21 protein-coding genes and 2 pseudogenes are annotated in these 19,615 nt (G+C 58.7%); 17 read left to right on the top strand and 6 right to left on the bottom strand.

All coding sequences use genetic code 11. The features are described from left to right. Nucleotides 1-172: 172 nt before the first annotated feature. Both qatA and ACS5Q1_RS27915 read right to left on the bottom strand, forming a co-directional pair. On the bottom strand, nt 173-2,125 hold the full coding sequence (gene qatA / locus ACS5Q1_RS27920; protein WP_473101238.1) for a Qat anti-phage system ATPase QatA: 1,953 nt from the start codon (nt 2,123-2,125) through the stop codon (nt 173-175). A gap of 544 nt (nt 2,126-2,669) precedes the next feature. Continuing rightward, nucleotides 2,670-3,323 (bottom strand): annotated as a pseudogene (locus ACS5Q1_RS27915) (SOS response-associated peptidase). A 207-nt stretch (nt 3,324-3,530) separates the two neighbouring features. Between ACS5Q1_RS27915 and ACS5Q1_RS27910 the strand changes: the two are divergent. From ACS5Q1_RS27910 to ACS5Q1_RS27900, 3 genes are all read left to right on the top strand, one after another. Continuing rightward, a complete protein-coding gene (locus tag ACS5Q1_RS27910; protein ID WP_473101237.1) occupies nt 3,531-6,413 on the top strand; it encodes a DEAD/DEAH box helicase in 2,883 nt (960 codons plus the stop codon). 35 nt (nt 6,414-6,448) lie between these two features. Next, nucleotides 6,449-6,991: a hypothetical protein gene (locus ACS5Q1_RS27905; protein WP_473101236.1), complete on the top strand. Its 543-nt coding sequence runs from the start codon at nt 6,449-6,451 to the stop codon at nt 6,989-6,991. 177 nt (nt 6,992-7,168) lie between these two features. After that, nucleotides 7,169-7,558, top strand: a complete 390-nt coding sequence (locus ACS5Q1_RS27900; protein WP_473101235.1) for a cupin domain-containing protein — start codon at nt 7,169-7,171, stop codon at nt 7,556-7,558. Nucleotides 7,559-7,755: 197 nt separating this feature from the next. On the opposite strand, the gene ACS5Q1_RS27895 is transcribed toward ACS5Q1_RS27900, so the two are convergent. Both ACS5Q1_RS27895 and ACS5Q1_RS27890 read right to left on the bottom strand, forming a co-directional pair. Beyond that, a complete protein-coding gene (locus ACS5Q1_RS27895; RefSeq protein WP_473101234.1) occupies nt 7,756-8,028 on the bottom strand; it encodes an SWIB/MDM2 domain-containing protein in 273 nt (90 codons plus the stop codon). A gap of 144 nt (nt 8,029-8,172) precedes the next feature. Then, nucleotides 8,173-8,442 carry a hypothetical protein gene (locus tag ACS5Q1_RS27890; RefSeq protein WP_473101233.1) on the bottom strand — a complete coding sequence of 90 codons (270 nt, stop codon included), beginning with the start codon at nt 8,440-8,442 and terminating at the stop codon, nt 8,173-8,175. 115 nt (nt 8,443-8,557) lie between these two features. Between ACS5Q1_RS27890 and ACS5Q1_RS27885 the strand changes: the two genes are divergently transcribed. Next, nucleotides 8,558-8,899 carry a hypothetical protein gene (locus tag ACS5Q1_RS27885; RefSeq protein ID WP_473101232.1) on the top strand — a complete coding sequence of 114 codons (342 nt, stop codon included), beginning with the start codon at nt 8,558-8,560 and terminating at the stop codon, nt 8,897-8,899. A 51-nt stretch (nt 8,900-8,950) separates the two neighbouring features. Next, complete coding sequence (locus ACS5Q1_RS27880; RefSeq protein WP_473101231.1) at nt 8,951-9,217, top strand: DUF7696 family protein; 267 nt, start codon at nt 8,951-8,953, stop codon at nt 9,215-9,217. A gap of 35 nt (nt 9,218-9,252) precedes the next feature. Here ACS5Q1_RS27880 and ACS5Q1_RS27875 read toward each other — a convergent pair whose 3' ends face one another. Continuing rightward, nucleotides 9,253-9,792: an ATP-binding protein gene (locus ACS5Q1_RS27875; protein WP_473101230.1), complete on the bottom strand. Its 540-nt coding sequence runs from the start codon at nt 9,790-9,792 to the stop codon at nt 9,253-9,255. A gap of 64 nt (nt 9,793-9,856) precedes the next feature. After that, nucleotides 9,857-10,432, bottom strand: a complete 576-nt coding sequence (locus ACS5Q1_RS27870; protein WP_473101229.1) for a hypothetical protein — start codon at nt 10,430-10,432, stop codon at nt 9,857-9,859. A 258-nt stretch (nt 10,433-10,690) separates the two neighbouring features. On the opposite strand from ACS5Q1_RS27870, the gene ACS5Q1_RS27865 reads away from it, so the two are divergent. The 12 genes and pseudogenes from ACS5Q1_RS27865 to ACS5Q1_RS27810 all read left to right on the top strand — a co-directional run bounded on the left by ACS5Q1_RS27865 (nt 10,691) and on the right by ACS5Q1_RS27810 (nt 19,490). Then, on the top strand, nt 10,691-11,878 hold the full coding sequence (locus ACS5Q1_RS27865; RefSeq protein WP_473101228.1) for a DNA methyltransferase: 1,188 nt from the start codon (nt 10,691-10,693) through the stop codon (nt 11,876-11,878). Between the two features lie 9 nt (nt 11,879-11,887). Continuing rightward, nucleotides 11,888-12,373 carry a hypothetical protein gene (locus ACS5Q1_RS27860; RefSeq protein ID WP_473101227.1) on the top strand — a complete coding sequence of 162 codons (486 nt, stop codon included), beginning with the start codon at nt 11,888-11,890 and terminating at the stop codon, nt 12,371-12,373. A 185-nt stretch (nt 12,374-12,558) separates the two neighbouring features. Further along, nucleotides 12,559-13,431: a Mom family adenine methylcarbamoylation protein gene (locus tag ACS5Q1_RS27855; protein WP_473101226.1), complete on the top strand. Its 873-nt coding sequence runs from the start codon at nt 12,559-12,561 to the stop codon at nt 13,429-13,431. 331 nt (nt 13,432-13,762) lie between these two features. Further along, nucleotides 13,763-13,975, top strand: coding sequence for a hypothetical protein (locus ACS5Q1_RS27850; protein ID WP_473101225.1), 213 nt, complete (start codon nt 13,763-13,765; stop codon nt 13,973-13,975). Between the two features lie 175 nt (nt 13,976-14,150). Next, nucleotides 14,151-15,305, top strand: coding sequence for a plasmid replication protein RepC (gene repC, locus ACS5Q1_RS27845; protein WP_473101224.1), 1,155 nt, complete (start codon nt 14,151-14,153; stop codon nt 15,303-15,305). Between the two features lie 85 nt (nt 15,306-15,390). Then, a pseudogene (locus ACS5Q1_RS27840) lies at nt 15,391-15,612 on the top strand (helix-turn-helix transcriptional regulator); the annotation flags it as partial. Between the two features lie 246 nt (nt 15,613-15,858). Further along, complete coding sequence (locus tag ACS5Q1_RS27835; protein WP_473101223.1) at nt 15,859-16,131, top strand: hypothetical protein; 273 nt, start codon at nt 15,859-15,861, stop codon at nt 16,129-16,131. Nucleotides 16,132-16,237: 106 nt separating this feature from the next. Next, nucleotides 16,238-16,495, top strand: a complete 258-nt coding sequence (locus tag ACS5Q1_RS27830; protein ID WP_473101221.1) for a DUF2312 domain-containing protein — start codon at nt 16,238-16,240, stop codon at nt 16,493-16,495. 103 nt (nt 16,496-16,598) lie between these two features. Further along, a complete protein-coding gene (locus tag ACS5Q1_RS27825; RefSeq protein WP_473101220.1) occupies nt 16,599-17,615 on the top strand; it encodes a phosphatase PAP2 family protein in 1,017 nt (338 codons plus the stop codon). A gap of 276 nt (nt 17,616-17,891) precedes the next feature. Next, nucleotides 17,892-18,230: a hypothetical protein gene (locus ACS5Q1_RS27820; protein ID WP_473101219.1), complete on the top strand. Its 339-nt coding sequence runs from the start codon at nt 17,892-17,894 to the stop codon at nt 18,228-18,230. 76 nt (nt 18,231-18,306) lie between these two features. Continuing rightward, nucleotides 18,307-18,858, top strand: a complete 552-nt coding sequence (locus ACS5Q1_RS27815) for a hypothetical protein (protein ID WP_473101218.1) — start codon at nt 18,307-18,309, stop codon at nt 18,856-18,858. 71 nt (nt 18,859-18,929) lie between these two features. Beyond that, nucleotides 18,930-19,490 carry a hypothetical protein gene (locus ACS5Q1_RS27810; protein ID WP_473101217.1) on the top strand — a complete coding sequence of 187 codons (561 nt, stop codon included), beginning with the start codon at nt 18,930-18,932 and terminating at the stop codon, nt 19,488-19,490. Nucleotides 19,491-19,615: the final 125 nt, after the last annotated feature.

The following is a 19,615-nucleotide window of genomic DNA, read 5'->3' as shown; positions in this document are numbered from 1 at the left end:
CGCAGGAGCTTGCACCGGCGGGGGTGCAACGATCCCTGTGTCCCCGGGTACCCCCGGCGCGGCTGGCAGGGCCGGGGCTTGCTGAGGGAGGGCGGCCGGAGCCGGTGCGTCGACCCAGGACGGCACAAGACCGCTGCCAGGTCCACCATATCCTTTTGATGTCCCCATAGCCTCAGCCTCGCTGCATCTTGGCGATCTGCTGGGCGGTGCTTTGCAGGATCGGATTCTCAGTTTGCTCGGCCCACCCGCCCAGAACGGTTTTGAACTCGGAGGCTATTCCCGTATCGTTGAAGCAGGAGCCCCAGCTCGAGGCTGCCCAGGTCCCGAGCTTGTTGGCAGGCAACTCGCGGATGAAATCCAGGAGGCGGCGTTGGAGAGCAGGGTGGGCCTCCACGAGCCGCACGAGGCCATCGACCCCCTTTGGCTTTGAGGTGTACTTGTCGTCCTGCAGGATGCGCCCGCGGATCGCCTCAAACACTTCCTCGGGCTCGGGCCCGGTCAGTTTGGCAATCTCCGCTGCGGCCCCCCGCACCATGAGTTGCGGGCCCATCAGCTTCTCAACCAGACCTTCGAGATGGCTGGCGGCGGCAAGTCCGCCGAGCGAGCTGCGCTTGTCGCGGGTGACGAAGACGTAAGGGCGCAGATCCACGCCTGCGAGTGCGGGATCGATGGCAGCCCAACTCTTCGCCCATTCATTCCTGTCCCATTCAGCGGCTTCAGGCGGAAGAGCAGGGGGCGCCGATCGTACAGCCTTGCGCGTCCCCTTGGTCGGCTTCTCCTCCTCGTCGTCAGTCACAGCTGGCGTTCGCACATGCTCTTCGAACCGCCTGAGCGCCTCGGGCTTGCCGTCCGGGTGGTTGGCGGCAAGCCGCGCGATCTGCTCGTAAAAGTCTGGGTAGAAGCGCTCGGCGAGCATGATCTTTGCGAGCATCGGCCGTTGGATATCCGTGCCAAAGCCGCGCTCCTCTGCAATGGCGTGGCGCAGCATCATCGAGTTGAGGAAGCGCTTGATCTGGCGCGGATTGCCGCGCGTCCCCTCGCTCAGGATCTTGGTGACATGGGCGCTGATGATGAGAGCCTGGTCGACTTCGGACGGTACTGGCCCTTGCATGGCCGTTTCGACGGTCCGGCGATCGAGCCCGCGGCTCTTCCACGGCCGCTTCATATCCTCGCGGGCGGCAGTGAGCAGGCGCGCGAAGCGCTCGTCGCTCGAGGTAAGAGCGTTCTCGGCAAGGAGCAGCGTTACGTAAACCCGCGTTTCGGCCAGACCGAGCGCAGGGATACGGAAGGGCACCTGGATCAGCTTCTCAAGGTAGTTGCGGGCGTAGCTGACGGGGCCGGAGCTGGGTGGCAGATCCGGGAAGTGCTCGCGCACCGCATACTCGATCATCAGCTCGTCCGCCCCGATCACGAAAGCGGTTCGCTCGACAAAAAGGAAGAGGCGGATAGCCTCGAGCGTCGAAATCGCTGTCTTCGGCAGGCACCGGTCAAGATCGTCAACGACGACGACGAGCTGGTCGATATCGGCCGCATCAAGCAGTTCCTTGAACTCCGTACGGAAGGCATGGATATGTTCAGGGAGATTGTCGCTTTCCTCCGGCGCTTCCTTGAGGAATTCCCCGGCCTTCTCAGCAACCCCCTTCAGGTCCTCAATGGACAGGTGCTCCTGAGGCTTTGCGAGGAAGGAGGAGGCGAGGTCATAAAGTCCCTTCACCTGGTCGAAAGTGGGGATGCCTGTCGTGGCTGTGAAAGCAAAACCGCCGGCTTTGCGGGCGAGCTTCAACCAGTCGACGCGCTTCAAAACCTTCTTGGCGGCATCTGCCACCTTCGTCGAATTCGGCCGGGCACGACGCAACTCGTCGACGATCGTTTCAATGACGACGGTTTTCGCATCCTCGAAGCCCTCGAAGGTCCAGCCGTTGAACCAGAGGCAGAGGACTCGGTTGTCGTTTGCGAAAGCGCCTTCCAGCATCTTGAGAACGCTCGATTTGCCCGCCCCCCAATCGCCGTGGACACCGATCGTCACCGGCGCATCGGGCGTCTTGCGGATGAGGTTGACAACCGTTTTGGCGATGGCTTCGTAGTAGAGGAGATCAGTCGCGGTCTCCTGGTCGTTCAAGAACATCGATGCCCCCACCGGCTGTCTCTTGCCACTTGGCTTACCAGCTGCCATTCCCGGCGGCCTTTCAGCCGTATAGCGAAGCTGGTCCCCTAGAACAAGGAGTGACCGCGGTCACTCCTTTGAATGACATGGATTCTACGACGACTATACATGAGGCTAAGCACGGGGTTGCTAGCTCGCAAAGCGGATGAAAGCTCTCCTATTGAAAGGGCCCTCCCGGTAAGCGCCGTCATATGAAAAACGGCCGCTGCTACCAGCGGCCGTTAAGTTTTGCTGCTACACCAGGAAATGGATAGATAGCGAGTAAGACTGTACGGCTTATTGGTTGAAGAATACTTATCGGCGCTGCGCAAACTTGAGATCTAACAAAGGGAGGCTTATCTTTAATGCACGATTGCAGGAGAACTGCACGGGGTTGATCGCATAGTTCAGAATGCCTCTTTCTTGACCAAATTGCGATTTCTGAGACGTTCTCGCAAGCATGTTCGTCGAACTCGTTTTCGAGGTTTGGGATAGCGCAGTACAATCCTACTGTGGCGGCGATCGTTCAAACCGGCGCTTTGGCTTGGTCTGATCTTTCCCCCTCTTCAACAATTTGCAGCATGTCATCGGGAAGCGGTCTCTGAAGTTACAGAGCCTCTTTAGTCGGAGCATTCAGCCAAACGTCATATTCTTCGGGCGTGGTCAGGATCACCGGCATCGCTTTCGGATGGATTGGTCCCACCACACCGTTCGGCTCGGATGTCAGAAATGAATAGAGCAGGTGTTCACCTTCAACAGGATCAGCCTTCGTTCCACGTACGCCGGTCCAAGGTCGCCAAATGCCAGCAAAGGCGGTAAGGGGGCGCTCTTCATTGAGGGCAAACCAAACGGGTGTCTTTCTTGGACGAGTATCTTTGTATTCTGAGAAGGATGTCAGGGGAACGAGGGCGCGGTATTGCGGCTTGAGCCAGGCACGCCAAAACGAGGAGCCAACATTGCGCACGTTTGTCACTGGATGATTGCCAACTTTCGGCGGAGGAGGGAAGCCCCAGCGCATCTGGATCAACTCGCGCTCGCCGTCATGATTTCTGACGACCGGCGCCATCTGGTCTGGAAAGATCGCTGGCAGGGGAGGCAGGTTGTTTGAGCTGTCGCGTGTAACGTCGAAGGCCTGCCGCATCGCGGCCTGTGTCGCATAGGAACTATAGAGATTACACACGGGTGGAACCCTCCGTCTTGGCATCCGGGCGTTCGTTTCGTTCAGACGCATTTGTCTGCGCCCAACGTGACAATAAGCGCTGCCCCATGCAACCCTTCAGGGTATAATCACTGCAATCGGCAGACCGCGTTTTGATTTGCGAATCATGGCGCATGATTGGTCCGCCCCTTCCCACGTTTTTCCCTTTGACTTTCAGATCTTTGACCGATGCGGCCAATCTCCAATCCTACTGATCTCTTGCCTCAAACCTCCGTTTCGGAGCTCAGCCGACGGATCGGAGACAAGCAGGCCGAGCCCTATCAGGCTAGGATCGCTGCATCCGTTCGCGAGGCTATTCGACGTGGCCGCTCTGGCGCGGTGCTTGCTCCAACTGGCAGCGGCAAGAGTCTTCTAGCGGCTGGAGCCGCCGAGGACGCCATCGATTTGGGTAAGCCGATCCTCGTGCTCCACCCCGACGTTTCCCTGCTGCGCCAGAACTACGCCCAGTTCCAAAGCGTTCCCGCGGTGAAAGGTGCCCAGACCGCCTTCTACGTCGCCAAGAACGAGATCATCGGCGAACAGCCGATGGTCCGGAACTCACTCAACGCGGATGTGATCCCCGCCACGAACATGTCCCTCGTCAACAAGCTCGATGACGAAGAATTCCTACGCTCCCTCGACCGCTTCGGCAAAAGGGGAGGGGTGGTCCTCATCGACGAAGGCCACAAGGCAGCGGCCGAGGAACTCGCCCGGGTTCTCTCTCGCATCGCCCACGCCGGCGGCTCCGGCATCGTCCTGACCGCCACACCGTTCCGGACCGACGGCAAAGACCCGCTGGACGCCTTCGGTGCCAGCATCGAGCACGATCTGATCGACGTTGCCACCTATGACGAGGTGCTGGCGACTGGCAGAACCGTTTCCACCAGGTTCGACATCGCCACCGGTGAATTCGAGGCCCATTTGGGCACCGATGCCGTCCGGCTCATTGAGAGCGCGTTCCTTGCGCTGCTGGCCGAGAACAAGTCGGTCGACGAGGCCTCCCAGCAGGCGTTCTCCCGCTTCTTCAAGGAAGGAGCGAGCGAGGGCGACAAGGCGATTGCCGCTCTCATCGTGGCAGCCGTTACTCGGATATGGGCCAAGCGCGCGGGCAGCGCTACCCTGGCAATGATCCATTGCGACAGCGTCGAGTTCGCCAAGGAGCTCTCCGGCTATCTCGCCCAAGAATCCCTCCCTCCCGGTCACGATAGGGAAGGGGAGAAGCCCCGCGTAGCCTTTGTCGTGGCCGGCGAAATTCGCGTCTGGCGCAACGGCGCCGCGGAGGGGCTGAAGGAGAGCGAGCCGGTCGGCCGCAAGATCAAGCGCGACGATCTCCTGGATGCGGCCCGTGCCGGCGGCTTCGACATTCTGGTCAACGTGAATGCTCTGGGCGTTGGAACGGACGTTCCCCAGACCGACCTCAACATCCTGGCCTGTCAGGAGCGCTCCATCGGCCCAGTGAAGCAGATCAGCGGGCGAGGGGAACGGGCTCACAAGGCCTCTGGCAAGACCCACCAGGTCTTCGTCGATGTCGGTAATTCCATCCTGCGCATTTTCAGCGACATCGACGCCATGCGCCGGAACGATCCAGAGCGCTGCCGCCGCCAAGTGCGCGGGCTGGCTGCCCCGATCCGAGAGCAGTTCGAGGCTTGGTTCGACAAGGATCCCAGCCTCCGCGAGCAGATTGAAGAGCGCCAGCGTCAGATCCGGCTGCGGATGGGCGAGGGGGACAGCGAGCAGTACGACGATCCGCTCGACTCCACCATGGAAGTCGGCGACGAGGACACCCTACCGGTTCCGAAGCCCTTTGCCGTTGGTCTTATGGCGACCGGAATGCGGCGGTACGATTCCGAGACCAAGAAATTCTCGAGTCGCGTGGCGCTGTTCTGCGACCTCAAAGAGTTTGGTCTCTACGACGAGGAAGCAGCCCCGGATCTCCCTCGCTGGCTGGTCGCCACCCACGACGAACGGACAGGGGCGCAACAGGCCTTCCTCTGCAAGACCCAGGATGTCGCCCGCAAGTACGTGGCTTTCGTTGGCATCCGACACGACGGCGACTATGAGAGTGCCAGTCCTACCGACAAGCAGCGCAAATTCCTCACAAGCCTTCAGCAGGCGCGGCCTCTCGCCCTCCCGTGGCTCACAGGATTTGCGGCTCCCGCCAACGCCACCCAGATGTCAGCCGCTATCGACCTTCTCAAGGATAAGGCAGGGCTCCTAACCCGGTTACTCAACGTGGCTGCCGTCCGACTGGTCGAGCGGGCCACCGGAGCTCACAGCCTGCGGCCCGACCTCCGCTCGGTGGTTCTCGATCGGCCCAATCAACTCACCCCACAGCGGCGCGATCTCCTCGCTGCCTACTGCCGGCTGCGTCAGCGGTTTGCCGACCTTTACCCCTATGCGTTTGGAGGAAAGCCGACGGCGTTCTCAGTCACGACCTTCGACCTGAGCGTGTTGCCCGAGATCAAGGCCATCGTGGCGAATACAAACGTGCGATTCTTCATCATCGACAACCCGGAGAAGGAAGAGCAACTCCGCCCGAGCCTCGCCGAGGGCCTGATCAAGTCCTCTATCGTCGCAGTGGGCCCTAAAGGTCCAAGCGAGCAGTGGATCCGGCAAAAAGCAGGGTTCGGCCGCCATGACGATGCAGCCCGTGCACGGGAGCAGAGTTTCCGGGAATACCTCATCGACCTTGCCGATGGTCCCGTGAGCAAGGACCAGACGCTGACGATCACACTCGCAAGGACCGAGTATCTCGAGCTCGCCGCTGCAAAACCAGGGAAGGAACTCGTCCGAGCAATTCCTTCTGCCGTGATGAACCTCTTGCTGCTCCTTGGGGAGGAAGGTGGAATGCCGCTGCCAGGGGAGCAGGTCGAGCTCATTCAGGATGCTATCGGCAAAAACCGGAACGAGATTGCGGTCCCGTTCTCGCTGCCTCGACTGTGTGCCCGATACGCGCAGCGACAGGTGCCGGCGCAGAAGAAGGTTCTGAAGGATCTGGAGAAGGCTGCAACATTCAAGAAGAACCGGGATGCGTACTTGCGGTCTCAGAAACTGTCCTCCCTGGCGTCGTAACAGCCAACACTCTTCAAATCGCGATGGAAAATCCAGTGGCCGCAACGAGATGTACGCATGGCAAGATCAGAGACGGCTTCTGCAGGCGGATCGCACTGACGCTACTGTCCTTCTCGATGATGGCAGGGGTTGTATCCGCCCAAACCAGCAGAACCCTCTCTGCCGGTGAGCTCGAAACGGCTCGACTTGGCATCTATTTGAGACTCGCGGTAGAGCGCTGCGGCTACAAGCTCCGGTACAATCCGATCAAGTCGATCTACCCTGGTTCGTCGCTTTGGGAGGTAGTGAGCCCGGAGTCGAAGAAGCTTCTGACCGAGATCACAATGCAGGAGATGTCCAAGTTTGTGGCGGCTGCCCGACCAAGTGCATGCTCGGCGGCCTGGGACGACTATGGGCCACAGAAACGCAAGGGCCTCTGGGCCCTTGTGGCGGCGGACGAACCTGAACCTCCGGGTGGGCACCGCACGTTTCCCAGCCAATACAGCTTCATCGTCTGCAAGGATTTGAAGGACTTGCAGACCTACTTGGGTCTGGCGAACGACAAAGCGGCCCTGGTCGACTACCTTGAACGCAGTTAAAAGAATGGCTCCTGCCAGAAGATTGCCGCTGAGACTGAGATCTCGATCGATAGGCGCCTGGATGGTGGCAAGCATCGTTACGCATGCTACCGCGTTCCTAATCATCGCCAATGTGTTTGGGGTCCGGATCTCTTCCGCTAACGGCAAAGAATCGTGAACCAGAAGGAGCCCGCCGCAATGAAGTGCCTGCGCATCTATGCTACCCCGGATGGCGAGTCGCATTTCGACGAAGTCGAATTGCCGACGACGAAGAGGTTGGTGCACCCTGATGCGGTGCCGTTTGAGGTTTCGGCCAGCTATCAGGCGTCTCGCGTCCGCATCACCCACATCCCGGCGGGCATGCGCGAGGTGGCTTGGCATACAGTTCCAGAGCCGGTCCTGACGGTCCGGCTGGATGGTTCGGTGGAATACGAGACGAGCGACGGAGAAGTGCGCCACGTTCCGGCGGGTAGCTTCGTGTTAGTGGAGGACACACACGGCAAGGGCCATCTGTCACGCCATTCCCCAGAGGCGCAAACCGTCATCTGGATCTCACTACCGAACGGCCTCAAATTGCCGCCGGCGTAGTCCGTCCGGGCACACTGTAGGCGCCCAAAAAGCCCCAGCTGAGAGGGTAAGGGCTCTCAGCCAGGGCTAGCTCCAAGCGTTGGGGGCTATGGAGATTGTTCGGGCAGATACGCAACGCGCCCGGTATCTGCATGTTGATACGGTCAAGCTTAACAATTCGTGCACATTAACTAAGCTTGGACCGGTCATATATCCCGTTAGGAAAGATGCTGAGCAAAGTGCTTGTTCATCTCGAACATGCTGACCTTGTCCTTGCCTGAAAACACGGCCCAAAGCTTGTCGTCCGCCAAGATCTCGCGCTTGTTCGCAGGGTTCTGCAGATTGTTGGCCTTGATGTACTCCCAAACCTTGCTAACCACCTCAGTGCGCGGGAGCGGGGCCGACCCGACGACGGCCGCGAGCTCGTTCGAAGGCTGCAGCGGCTTCGCCAAGGCGGGATTCGGCTTCTTGGCTGCTTTGGCTTCGGTCATTATGAAACTCCTTACCTACGCCTCACTGCCATCTGCAGGGGCAAAGGCCGCGGGACCATGACCAGCAAGGGCTGAACACTTCCTTAATCCCGCTCTGACCGTGCGTATGTGGGGACGATCATTAGAAATGAAAGCGCAAAGTCGCTACCGTCCGCGCCGTTTGCTTTGTGGCTTTGCCATCATCTGCCGCATCGCTTCCTCTGCCCGCGCTCTGGCTTCAGCATTGTTGCTGAGGTTGCGGACCTCCGACGGCTCCTCTTCCTGGTCAATGCCGTTCGTGCGAGCCCGCCACTGCTTCGCCTGCGCGGCGGTAGCAGCCGCGTTGGCCAGCTTCTCCAAGCGATCGAGCTGGGGCGTGCTGGGCCGACCCTTAGTTTCAGGTTGCTCGTCCTCGTGCTCCGGGCCTTTGGGCATAATTCTGCGTCCTTCAGTTGATCGCTGTCACTCCCCAACCTAACTAGGCACCAGCTTCCAGATCGCCAAGTCCGCGGTTAACTTCGTCTTAACCATAAAGGTCCGAGGTACGTGGATGCGAAAGATCCATCATGGCTTCATAGCAATCGCTGTTCTCCTGGGCCCCGCCACTATCATTCTCGCCCACGAGAAACTCACCGTGACACCTGCCCAGGAGGTCTTTGAATCGTTTGATCCGCCACAGAACCTGCGGCAGGCATTCACGCGATGTGCCGAGGCCACGAAGCAGGAACGTTCAGCACAATGTGAGGAGTATGTGAGCTTCTTCGAACAATGTGCCAGTCGGAGAAATGAATGCGGGCCAAAAACGGTTTACGAGGTCATGACCAAACTGATAATTTCAGCGGCACCAAAGAAGCCAAAAGCAGAAAAGCTACCTGCCCCTGCTGACGTCTGACCCAACTTCTGACGGCAGTCCTTTTCCATTGATTTGTATGATATCAATCGAATGACCTATTCCCGCGAAACCACTGCCATTTCGGAACTTGCTGGCCAGCCGGTCAACACCTGGTCCGAAGAATGGCAACGCGAGTGCGAGGCTCGCGCCATCCTGAAAATGTCAAAAGTCCAGCGCGAGGAATTCTTCAATGGCAGGAAGGACGAGAACGGGAAGCTCCTTGAGCGTGGGATTGTAGCACTTCGTGGAGCTAAAGCAGCAGAGGATCTGAGATCGCTCATGCAGCAGATCTTGGATACCCGCGCGACCAAGCGCTAGGTAAGGGGCTAGTGGGCGACACCCGGGCAATGGCGTCATGCCCCTAGGCGGAACGCTCCACTGTGCACGGCCCTGATTACCTCGCTCAACGTATCCTGCGGACTGAGTCCCTCTGTTCGAAGAACATGCCGATCAAGCTCTCCGAGTGAAGAAAGCTGCTGATAGAGCGCCGTAATGGGCACAGGATCAGTCAGCGTGTCGCCGCCACGTTCGCGGCACCGCCGGATAGCAACATCGAGCAGGGGGCGAAGAATAATGTAGTGGAGGGGCGCAGGCAGCGCCTTGAACGGTTCCAGGAACCAAGGACCGATGATCCCATCCACCACAACGAAATAACCGCCCTTGGCATATCCCTCCGCCGCCTTGGCGAGGACGTCGACAACCACTGTGTTCTGCGCGTGGGCGTCAGGCAGATAGGGTGCAACCGCGCCATTCTTGATATAACGCCAGAAGTCGTCGGCGTGAAGGTGCACCTTAGGACAGCCGGCCTCTCGGGCGAGGGCCTGTGCCGTCGTTGTCTTCCCTGACCCTGGTGGTCCGGTCAGGATGAGAACTTCACCTTGAAGACTGGTCATGCGCTCGTCTATAGCACATCAAATAATTTTCGGAAGCGCATCGACGTAGGCCTACGACCAGCGATCAAGCCGCCAAGCGCAGTTCCACTTCCATTTCGACAGGCGAGGTCTTTGCCCCAAGTTCACACAAAGCCTGTGACAAGGTCATGAAACGCTCTGCCAGATCTCCCGCAGCAACCTGCTGGGCGCCTGACGCTCTCTCCTCGTGAAAGCGCATTCGATAAAGGTTCTTCAGTACCGAACAAGCTGTCGCAAGATTGTCCGCCATTTCGAACGCTTGTGTTCCCTCCTGAAGGAATCCCCGACACCGACGAGCGCTGCTAGACAGATCCCGATAGATAAGATCAAGATCATCCGAGCGTAGGCCACGCGCCTTAAGTGCTTCGGTTTCACTGACACGGACTACGCTTGCGATCAGTTGAGCCACGTGGCGCATCGCTTGTCCGTATGCATAAACTTTGTCGTGACCCTTCGAATCAATCTTCGCTCTCAGTGAGAGCAGAGTTGAGCGAGCCCGCGCGATATCATCTGCAACGACTGGACAGTCGTCGCGCCCCAACCATGATCTATTCATTATTGTTTTTGCCTTCGGAATCAAACGCCGAATTAACGATTCCGAAATGAATCGACTGAGCTTCATAGGCAAGGATTATTTGTGGTTAAGTTGCGGATTGCGACAATATATACCTGTCGCTGCGAACCTGTTCCTAATGTGTTCTTCATGCCGTGCGGCAACAAAGTTTGGTCGGCGACAATAACGTTCTTACGGAAACAACAAAGTCCTGACCTATCTCGCCAAGCTTGTCCAAGCCTGTCCTGAACCAACCCGGCGTTTAATCAGCTCAGCGTTATCTATCGAAGTGACCTGTCTGGAGTGGATCAGACGAGGTCAAACCCCATGAAAAAGAAGATCAGCCAATCGCAGCTCATCCTTCCGCTGCTCGATGCGATCGAGGAAAGGGGAGGGGCCGCGAAGGCACGTGATGTCTACGACTTGGTGGCCGAGAAAGTCGACCTGCCGTCTAACGAGCGCACCGCCCGAATTACGATCTCCGGACACTCCTATAATGCGTTCGAGCGCGAGGTGCGTTGGGCCCAGCAGCGAGCAAAACTCCAGGGGCTCTTGCGACCTGCGGATGCGGGCCTATGGGCACTCACCGGCAAAGGGCATTCAGCTCTCACCAAGGCAACCCCTGGGCTCGTTGTCACGATCTTCATGACCGACAAGGGCGCTGCCCTCTGGGGACACTGCGAGGATGCTGTCGGGCTGATTGATGACGAGAGCTGCGCGCTAATCTTTTCGAGCCCACCGTACCCTTTGGTCCGGAAAAAGGAATACGGCAATGAGGACGAACGCCAGTACGTTGAGTGGATGCTGCGGATCGCCGAGCAATGGCCAAGGAAGCTGGCGAAAGACGGTTCTATTGTCCTGAACCTCGGCGATGCATGGCGCCGCGGCGAACCGACACTTTCGCTCTATCAGGAACGATTGCTGATCAAGCTAGAAGACGAGTTAGGGCCGAAACTCTGCCAGCGCTTTGCGTGGAACAATCCTGCTAAGATGCCGGCTCCCGCAGAGTGGGTGACTGTGCGTAGGGTTCGGGTAAAACCCTCGCTCGAGAACATCTTCTGGCTCTCGGCGTCCGGGAACCCATACGCTCACAATCGCCAGATCCTAGTCCCCTATTCTGACAGCATGAAGGCAGTCTTGAAGAGGGGAGGGCAGGAAGCAGCCAGCCGGCCAGCAGGCTATACGATGACCGACGGCGCGTTCGGCAATGACAATGGAGGAGCCATTCCCGGCAATCTCATTGTCGCTGCGAACACTGAGAGCAATTCCGACTACATCAGGAACGTTAAAGCCGCCGGTCTTCCGGTCCATCCCGCTCGATTTCCAGCGGCCCTGCCGGAAATGTTCATCAATTTTCTCACGCGTCCAAAGGACCTCGTCTTTGAGCCCTTTGGCGGCTCGTTGACCACTGCGGCTGTCGCTGAGGCACTCGATCGCCGCTGGGTCGCGTCCGAGTGCATGCTTGAATACATCAAGGGAGGTAAGATGCGCTTTCCGTCCGCGGCCGCTGCATAGAATTTTCCAATGACCGCTGATCTCCCCCGCACCCTCTACCACGCTACTCCACTCTATCGGTATGACCCGCAAGCCACGGACAATCACGGCGTATGGGATCCTGCCACACACGGCCAGATCAAGGGCTCCGGTCTGTCACCTTGTATGCACTCAAGCAAGGACGTGCCGGTTGTCTTTCTGACCGACGAGATCGGGATCGCCACCAACTATGCGGAATGCAATCGTGGTGAAGAGTGGCCCGTTGATTGGATCATCCTTGCAATCGATACCTCGGTCATAGACCAGGAGCTCCTTCTTCCTGATATGGATCAAGAAGCTCAAACCATGGCCGACGACATCCTGGCTCAGGCGCACACGCTAGCCGAATGGGATACCGGTGTGATCCCTTGGTTTGCGGTATTCAAGATCACAGGCCAGGTCCGGTATAGTGCAGCGATCCCACACACTGCCATCACGCCCTTCAGGCTCCTGCCTGTGAATCCCGTGGCACGATAATCTTTTGTTAAGGGGCGGCACCTACCTCTGACCTCAAGGATCAACCCAACCGATCCTTTCCTCCGGGAACCCTGCGTAGCTGTTGCCCCCGCTGCGCAGGGTTTTCTGTTTTCGGCTTCGGCCGTCGCGGTATGCCGCCGCCTCTGACCAACTCTCGAAGCTTCCTCCCTCTAAAATCTCCGGAAATGACACAGCTATCGCTCTTCGACCTGTCGATGCGGTGGAACAGCCGCCGCGCGTCATATCGGCCCTCCCAGGAGCCAATCGATCCCAGCCAGTTCTCCGTCGAGCCCATCGGAGATGCAGTCGCTCGGGAATTCGTCATCAAACACCACTATTCGGGATCCTACCCAGCCGCGATCGCCGCCTATGGACTGTTTGAAAGGATCGCCCCGTTCCAGCAGGATCTGGTTGGTGTGGCGGTATTCTCAGTTCCGATGCAGCCGAAAGCAGCTGCCGCGTATGGCGCCGCCCCAGACGCTAAATTCTGCGAGCTCGGGCGGTTCGTCCTGAAGGATCACGTCGGCGGCAATGGAGAGACGTGGCTTTTGTCGAGAGCCCTGCGCCTGCTCGCCCAGGACAAGCAGCGGCCCGATCGCAGACCCCATTACGACCTCTGCCTTTCGTACAGCGACCCTGTCCCTAGAACGACAGCGGACGGCAATCTCCTCCATGTCGGCCACGTCGGAAGAATCTATCAAGCCTTTGGCAACTCGATATATTTGGGGCGCGGGACGGCTAGGGTTCACTGGCTTACTCGCGACGGGTCAATCGTCTCTCCCCGGGCTCTGTCGAAGCTCCGAAACGGCGAGCGAGGCGCTGCCTACGCCTATGACTTTCTCAGAGCCCATGGAGCGCCAGCCATCGCGCCTGGCGAGAAGGAGGCCGACTACATCCGCCGGGCCCTACAGACAGGTCCATTCCGCAAGATGCGCCATAATGGAAACCATGCCTACGTGTTCCCCTGCGGGACGCATTCCACTCGCCAGGAGATCCGCCGGCGGATGGATAAAGGACTGCCGCGTCCGACCAAAACGGACCTGCCGATGACGGCCTAGAATCTAGTTCAAATATCCATGCGCCAGAACGGTTCCGTTAACAGTCTTTAACCATGGTTCCAGCCCCACGCCCGAATCATAATGCCGGATCGCGAGTCCAACCTCGGGCCGAATACTACGCAGCATTGAATCAAGTGTGTAACTTGGAATCACCCGGAACCGGGCTTTTACATGCGAATTGACTCCGCCTTTCGGGCTAAATGATTCAGCCCAAAGAAGTTTCCCACCGCTGAATCGATCTATTGTGAATGGATTCTTGCTAGCCGACTCCACAGCCCCGCTGGAATCGGTCATTTCTCGTTACGTCACGAGTGCGATGGGATGGGGAGCCATGCCTGACGTAAAGGGTATCGAGCGGGTTCAACGCTTCCGCAAGTCACGCCGCGAACGGGGTGATCGGGAGATGAACGTCTGGGTCCCTCAGATTATCGGGGCAGCGATCGACCGTGCCGTCGAGAGCGGCCGCTTTAAGACCCGTCAGGACGCCATCAATCATGCGCTTGAGACAGCCTTCGTTGGTAAGGAGCCAAACACAGTGACGTAAACCAGGCAAAGCAAAAGGCCCACGAAGCTGGAAACTTCGAGGGCCTTTGGAGCTACCCGCAAGGGGCGGCGTAAAAGAGTGTGTTGCAACCTCCTTATGCCATCCCGACAAGCTGAATGTCAAGAGCATCGGTTACGGTGAACGCTCCCGCTTTGCCCTCACATAGGAGGGTACGATGCAGCTTGCATCGTCAGGAGGCCGGCGGCTGAGACATGCTGCTTTGGCCGCGAGAGAACTTGCGCTCGAAACCGGGCGCACAGTAACGCGAAAAGAATTATCCCGGGCAGCCAGGGACGCTGCCAAAGCCTTGGAATTGCGGAACGGACCCCGGTCTGTCCTCTCCGAGCTTGTCGCCTGCTGGGGCGAGCAGGAGTGGGAGCGGCTGCTTGTCTGGCCGTCGAACGACTACCTGATGAGCCGCACCGGCCTGTCCGAGCGATCGGTCCGATATGCCTTCAGGGTTCTGATCGATCTTCAGCTGATCGTCCCGAAGGAATCTCCCAACGGGAAGCGCTTTGCCGTCAAAGACTTGGCAGGCGAGATCGTCGATGCATTCGGTTTCGATCTGACCCCTGTCTATGCCAGGCGAGGGGAGTGGGCCGAGCGTCTCATCGAGCAAAAGCAGGTTCGGGAAGCCCGCAAACGAGCCTTCGACGATATCACGATCGCAAGACGAGCCGCCGAAGAAGCCGTGAGTGCATTGGCCGAGCACTATCCGGATCTGGATCGCTCTGCTCTCGAAGACCGCCTCAAAGCTCTGAAAGCCCGGACGCCGGTACGCAGCACGAAGACCATGCCGCTGGGCGCTCTCGACGAGTGGAGAGACCTAAGGACACTCTGCGAGAAAGCATTCTTTGATGCTGGCAATGGGGGCAAAGATTGCCGTCACACTAATAACAACAACGGATCTCCTACCGAAGCTTGTAACAAAGGCTTTCCGAAGAAAGCTGAGGCGGTTCGTTCAACCGAACAGGCTCCGGAGCACCTATCACCGGAATTGATCCTTGAGGCGTGCCCCACCATCAGCGACTACGGACAGCCCGTGCGGGATCTGGCCGACATCGTCTCCGCCGGCCGATACCTCCGGGCATCTCTTGGGGCCAATGAGAGCGCCTGGGGCGAAGCGGTGGAGGGAGTTGGCACCGTCAAGGCCGCGATTGCCGTGCTCTACGTCCTGCAGATCTACGAGGATGACCTCGCCAAAAATGGAGGCGAGAGCCGGATCAAGAACCCTGGAGGCTACTTCCGCGCACTCGTCCGAATGATCAAAGCCGGGAAAATCGACCTTGGCGTCGAGCTCTTGGCGATGAGGAGGCGACGCATGTCCTGACCGATGCGCAACCTTCAGGCCAGTTTCGGGCCCTATAGGCGCAAGCCATCGTTGATTCGGTGATAATTGCGTACGGATAGAACCAATGTTTGCTCATGAAGATCTATGGCAGGCCATCGATTTGCTGGCCGAGCGATGCGAGCTTTCGGCGTCTGGCCTCGCTCGAAAAGCTGGGTTGGATGCCACTTCGCTCAACCCGTCCAAGCGGGTAAGTCCCGATGGGCGAGAGCGTTGGCCATCGACGGAAACGCTCTCCAAGCTGCTCGCTGCCGCCGAGATGGATCTGCTGACCTTCGCCAAGCTCTTGAACTCTTTGCCTGAACAGATCGAAGCGCCAATCGGAGATCAGGAGCAGTTCGACGAAATGGAACAAAGCCGAGCGGCCGCTTAGGCACTTCAGCTTCAAGCCTTCGTTCACCTTTATTCGATCCCTTCGTTCGACATTCCAGGGCGCAAGGGCCGGAAGAACGGAACGGTAAGGAATTTCGCCGATGAGTAAGGCTCGATCTGCCCCAAGCTGTCGAGTCTTGAAGTCTTCCCCAAGAGTGCCTGCGTGAACGACAAGAACAGCGACCAGATCGGAAAAATCATTCGTCTTGTGGGTGATCTCGGGAAGGGCGCTGCCGGGAGAGGCGACCCGATCAACGAGGCTTATCTGAAAGGCATCGCGGAGGGGCTTGCCCTTGCGGATCTGATGAACCGCGATCAGGTGCAGATGATGACACGCTGGAGCCATATCCTGGTCTCCCAGCAGTTTGGAACCAGTTCGGTAAAGCCGATGCCGTATCCTCCCTCTGCCAAGACGACCAGGCCGATCCCTTATTAAAGACGCTGCTCACATTTCCGGCGCGGCCAAGGCATTCGATTTAATTCGCTATAGTTCTGCATTATAATTCGTCCATCGGGCACGACAAACCAGGACGATTCGTGAAATGGACGATGCAGCTTTCAACACAGAATCTGTAGCAGCCGACCAGCTTAAAGCGTTTATAGAACGCCTAGAGCGGCTTGAGGAAGAGAAGACCGGGATCCAGGGTGACATCAAGGACGTATTTGCCGAACTCAAGGGTCAAGGCTTTGATGTAAAGGCCGTAAAAGCACTTTTGAAGATCCGCAAGCAGGACCACTCTGAGCGCCAGGAGCAAGAGGCTATTCTTGAGCTTTACATGCAGGCTCTTGGCCTCAGTTAGCCGAAGACGGTCACCAATTCGGCTCGGCCTGGGCGAGGCGCATCCCGCCTCGTCCTTTTTATTTCGGCCAATCCGTCATCTGCCACCATCGAGACCGATCATCATGTCCTTTACGAGAGCGCCCACGCAGCTTGCCTCCAGGGCAGGGGAGGGCGGACAGCCCCACGAAATCATTCCGGGAATGCTGCTCTGCGCGTTCCTATGCCTCTCAGTGGTTGCCTTCAAACTGGCTGTCGTGGCCGCAACTGCCCTGGAACTCCACGCCGGATCCCAGGTCGCGCTCCTGGGGCTTGGTCTCATCCCCGCAGTCGGCGCCATGATCCCCAGCCGCCCGACCCACCACCGGCCCCGTATGGCCTCATTGTACTTCACGGTCGCCCTAGCTCCCTTCTCGGCCTTGGCGTTCGGCGATCTCGGCCACGTGGTCAGCTATCTCTCCAGGTCACAGCCCTTCTGGGACGATCTCCTCGCCAAGGGAGATGAAACCCTCGGGTTCGACTGGGTCGGAATGCTTCAATGGGCCAATGATCATCCCGTCGTGACCGCTTTGGCCTACGGGATCTATATGTCGGCCGGCTTCCAATCCGTCATGGCTCCAATCCTGCTTGCCGGTCTCGGACGGTATCGAGCTCTGCAGGTATCAACGATTTCTCTCCTGCTGACCCTCATCCTCACCTACGGAATCGCATGGCTCCTGCCGGCTCTCGGCACTTACGAGTTCTACGGGATCGACCCCACCCAGCATCCGAATATCGCGGTCCGAGTGGCAAGCCTCCATGTGCCGGAGATTATGGGCATGCGGGATGGCTCAATTCTGAACATCTCCCGCCTTGCCCCGACAGGACTGATCACCTTTCCCAGCTTCCATGCCGCCAACGCGGTGCTGCTCGCCTGGGCGCTCTGGCATGTCCCCTATCTCCGGTACCTAGGTCTCATCCTGAACGGCCTGATGCTTCTGGCCACGCCCCTGCACGGGAGCCACTTCCTCGTGGATGTTTTGGCCGGAGCCCTGAACGCGGCCTTTGCTATCGCCACCGGATCGATTCTGCTGACGAGCCTGCAGCGATTGTGGCAGCAATCAGGACCCGTCCCCCGAATCCACAGACCGGCGGAGATATAAATATCAGTCATACGCGTGGCACTTCTCCGGTGTTTCTACGTTGTGTGCCGGTGAGGGCATTCGCTCTCATTGCATCTCACGACAAATGAGGTCCGCGACAAAACCGCCTCTCATGGAGGAACGAAGAATTTCGTCAGATTCCTACAAGCTTCATGACTCAGGAGATCAGACAAATCCCTGAAATCCGGTCATCCAATTTAAACATTCCGATCACCAAAGAGTGCATTTTTTACGAAGGTCAATTCTAGGCAATCCCCGAAAGATTTTAAGCGAGCCATGTTCAGCATCAGAGACTTCGTCACTGCAGGCATCAATATCTTGGGAGCCATCGACGCTCTTGAGAGCGCGCTTGCTCGCGCTGCCTCCGATGCCGACACCATTCTCATTACGGATCAGGAAAAGGAGCTGATCTGCTTCGGCATCGTGGACGCACGCTTCGTTCTGTCGGCTCACGGACAGGAGCCGCCGAAGGTGCTTTCGCTCCTTGCCCTCCGGATCGCCAACTCCTTTGAGGTGCCCCGCGCCAAGGCGTCAGCAGTCCTTGCCGAGTTCAGGTCGGCCGAGGCTCTCGCCGAGGCCGATCTTATCGACCCGCCGATCGCCCTTGCCGCATAAGGAGAGCAACATGGGCTTCATCCGCCACGAGCACATGCCGGGCTTCCGTTAGGTTCACCCCTAACGGAGCATTCCCGTGCACAGCATTCCTCAGTTCCAGCCTCAGTACCGCATCATCAATCGTACTCAGGAGGTCTGGACCTACGACACCCTTGAAGACGCTGTTCTGGCCCTCAGCAAAGCGGCGCTTCAACAAGGCTTCTTCCTCTCCGACGTCCTAGCCGACCGCTTCTCGTACGAAACCCGCGTCGATCTTGACGGCATCCGCCACGACACCCCCACCGGGCACTTGATCGTCCGAACCGCTCTCGGCGATATCGTCACGCGGGATCAGGTCCTCGACCTCGCCCATAAGCTGAGGGCGCGGCCCGCCCCACCGGAGGGCACCTACCGCAACGGCGCTTGGTCAGGCATCCGGCGGCCCCGCGGCCATCGCGGCTCCTCCATCCGGATTGTACGGACAAAGCAGGCGATGACCTGGCACGACGCCGACCAGGAGGACCTTCTCGTGGCTGGGTTCCCGCCCGGACGCATTGGGAGACAGCGCGAGCTTCCAACCTACTGGTCGGATATTCCGCGGCGCAACGAGCGCAGCCGGAAAAGCCAGCGCAAACACCAGTGGCAATAGCCGAACAGCCCAAGGGCGGTCTGAGCAATCAGGCCGCCCTTTGTCATGACATCCATCACAAAGGCTGCCCCATGATTCTGAACGTCTATATCCCGAAGCCCGGATCCTACGCCGCCAGCCTCGTCCTTGCGGGGAGCGCCATCGTCGGAGAAGCGGAGCAGGATGGCCGGATCCTCTGTTACTACGAGGGAAACGCCATCGGCTCGAAAGACCTTGAGAGCTTCTATGAGCGTTTGCGGCGGGCAGCCGGTCGCTTGGTGACGAAGTACCCGACAACCGCCATGGCTGCCTTCCCGGCCGAAGAACTCGAATGCGTTGCAACATACGATGCCGAGCGGGAGTATCTGCCCTTGATCAAGGATTACCGGACGCTCGAGCGCTGGGCCCACGAACCTGCGCTGATCATACAGGGACCTGACCTGCCTGAGGGCGCGCATCTGACCAGCGCGATAGGTACCCGGTTCGAGAGGGCCTTCCCGCGCCTACTGAAACGAGAGGGTTCTGTCCACACGTACGCCCTGCGCTGCGGGCAGATCGTCGTGATCAATATTGTTTCAGGGATGTCGGAAGTCATTCAGCCGACCGAAAGGCTCGCCGATAGCATCCGTCAGGAGGTAAGGTCGGGCCAATAGGTAGTTGTTTGGTAGCGGAACGTTGTTGGGATCAGGTGCGTTGCGCGATTGAGGAGTATGCTTGGCGCTTTGACGGTCTGCGACGCCGAGCTCCTCACCGCAGGAGGACCTGATGCTGTCCATCC

The organism is Microvirga sp. GN3 (genome assembly GCF_055792825.1).
Note: the sequence above shows the minus strand (reverse complement) of the source record. Positions and strands in the feature narration are given on the sequence as shown.

Bases quoted from the DNA above. Each gene is read 5' to 3' on its own strand.
- ACS5Q1_RS27830 (WP_473101221.1), top strand. From the start codon at position 16,238: ATGGACGATGCAGCTTTCAACACAGAATCTGTAGCAGCCGACCAGCTT.
- ACS5Q1_RS27880 (WP_473101231.1), top strand. From the start codon at position 8,951: ATGACCTATTCCCGCGAAACCACTGCCATTTCGGAACTTGCTGGCCAG.
- repC (WP_473101224.1), top strand. From the start codon at position 14,151: ATGCAGCTTGCATCGTCAGGAGGCCGGCGGCTGAGACATGCTGCTTTG.
- ACS5Q1_RS27870 (WP_473101229.1), bottom strand. From the start codon at position 10,432: ATGAAGCTCAGTCGATTCATTTCGGAATCGTTAATTCGGCGTTTGATT.
- ACS5Q1_RS27890 (WP_473101233.1), bottom strand. From the start codon at position 8,442: ATGCCCAAAGGCCCGGAGCACGAGGACGAGCAACCTGAAACTAAGGGT.
- ACS5Q1_RS27825 (WP_473101220.1), top strand. From the start codon at position 16,599: ATGTCCTTTACGAGAGCGCCCACGCAGCTTGCCTCCAGGGCAGGGGAG.
- ACS5Q1_RS27850 (WP_473101225.1), top strand. From the start codon at position 13,763: ATGCCTGACGTAAAGGGTATCGAGCGGGTTCAACGCTTCCGCAAGTCA.
- ACS5Q1_RS27885 (WP_473101232.1), top strand. From the start codon at position 8,558: ATGCGAAAGATCCATCATGGCTTCATAGCAATCGCTGTTCTCCTGGGC.
- ACS5Q1_RS27820 (WP_473101219.1), top strand. From the start codon at position 17,892: ATGTTCAGCATCAGAGACTTCGTCACTGCAGGCATCAATATCTTGGGA.
- ACS5Q1_RS27895 (WP_473101234.1), bottom strand. From the start codon at position 8,028: ATGACCGAAGCCAAAGCAGCCAAGAAGCCGAATCCCGCCTTGGCGAAG.
- ACS5Q1_RS27865 (WP_473101228.1), top strand. From the start codon at position 10,691: ATGAAAAAGAAGATCAGCCAATCGCAGCTCATCCTTCCGCTGCTCGAT.
- ACS5Q1_RS27875 (WP_473101230.1), bottom strand. From the start codon at position 9,792: ATGACCAGTCTTCAAGGTGAAGTTCTCATCCTGACCGGACCACCAGGG.
- ACS5Q1_RS27900 (WP_473101235.1), top strand. From the start codon at position 7,169: ATGAAGTGCCTGCGCATCTATGCTACCCCGGATGGCGAGTCGCATTTC.
- ACS5Q1_RS27810 (WP_473101217.1), top strand. From the start codon at position 18,930: ATGATTCTGAACGTCTATATCCCGAAGCCCGGATCCTACGCCGCCAGC.
- ACS5Q1_RS27855 (WP_473101226.1), top strand. From the start codon at position 12,559: ATGACACAGCTATCGCTCTTCGACCTGTCGATGCGGTGGAACAGCCGC.
- ACS5Q1_RS27910 (WP_473101237.1), top strand. From the start codon at position 3,531: ATGCGGCCAATCTCCAATCCTACTGATCTCTTGCCTCAAACCTCCGTT.
- qatA (WP_473101238.1), bottom strand. From the start codon at position 2,125: ATGTTCTTGAACGACCAGGAGACCGCGACTGATCTCCTCTACTACGAA.
- ACS5Q1_RS27860 (WP_473101227.1), top strand. From the start codon at position 11,888: ATGACCGCTGATCTCCCCCGCACCCTCTACCACGCTACTCCACTCTAT.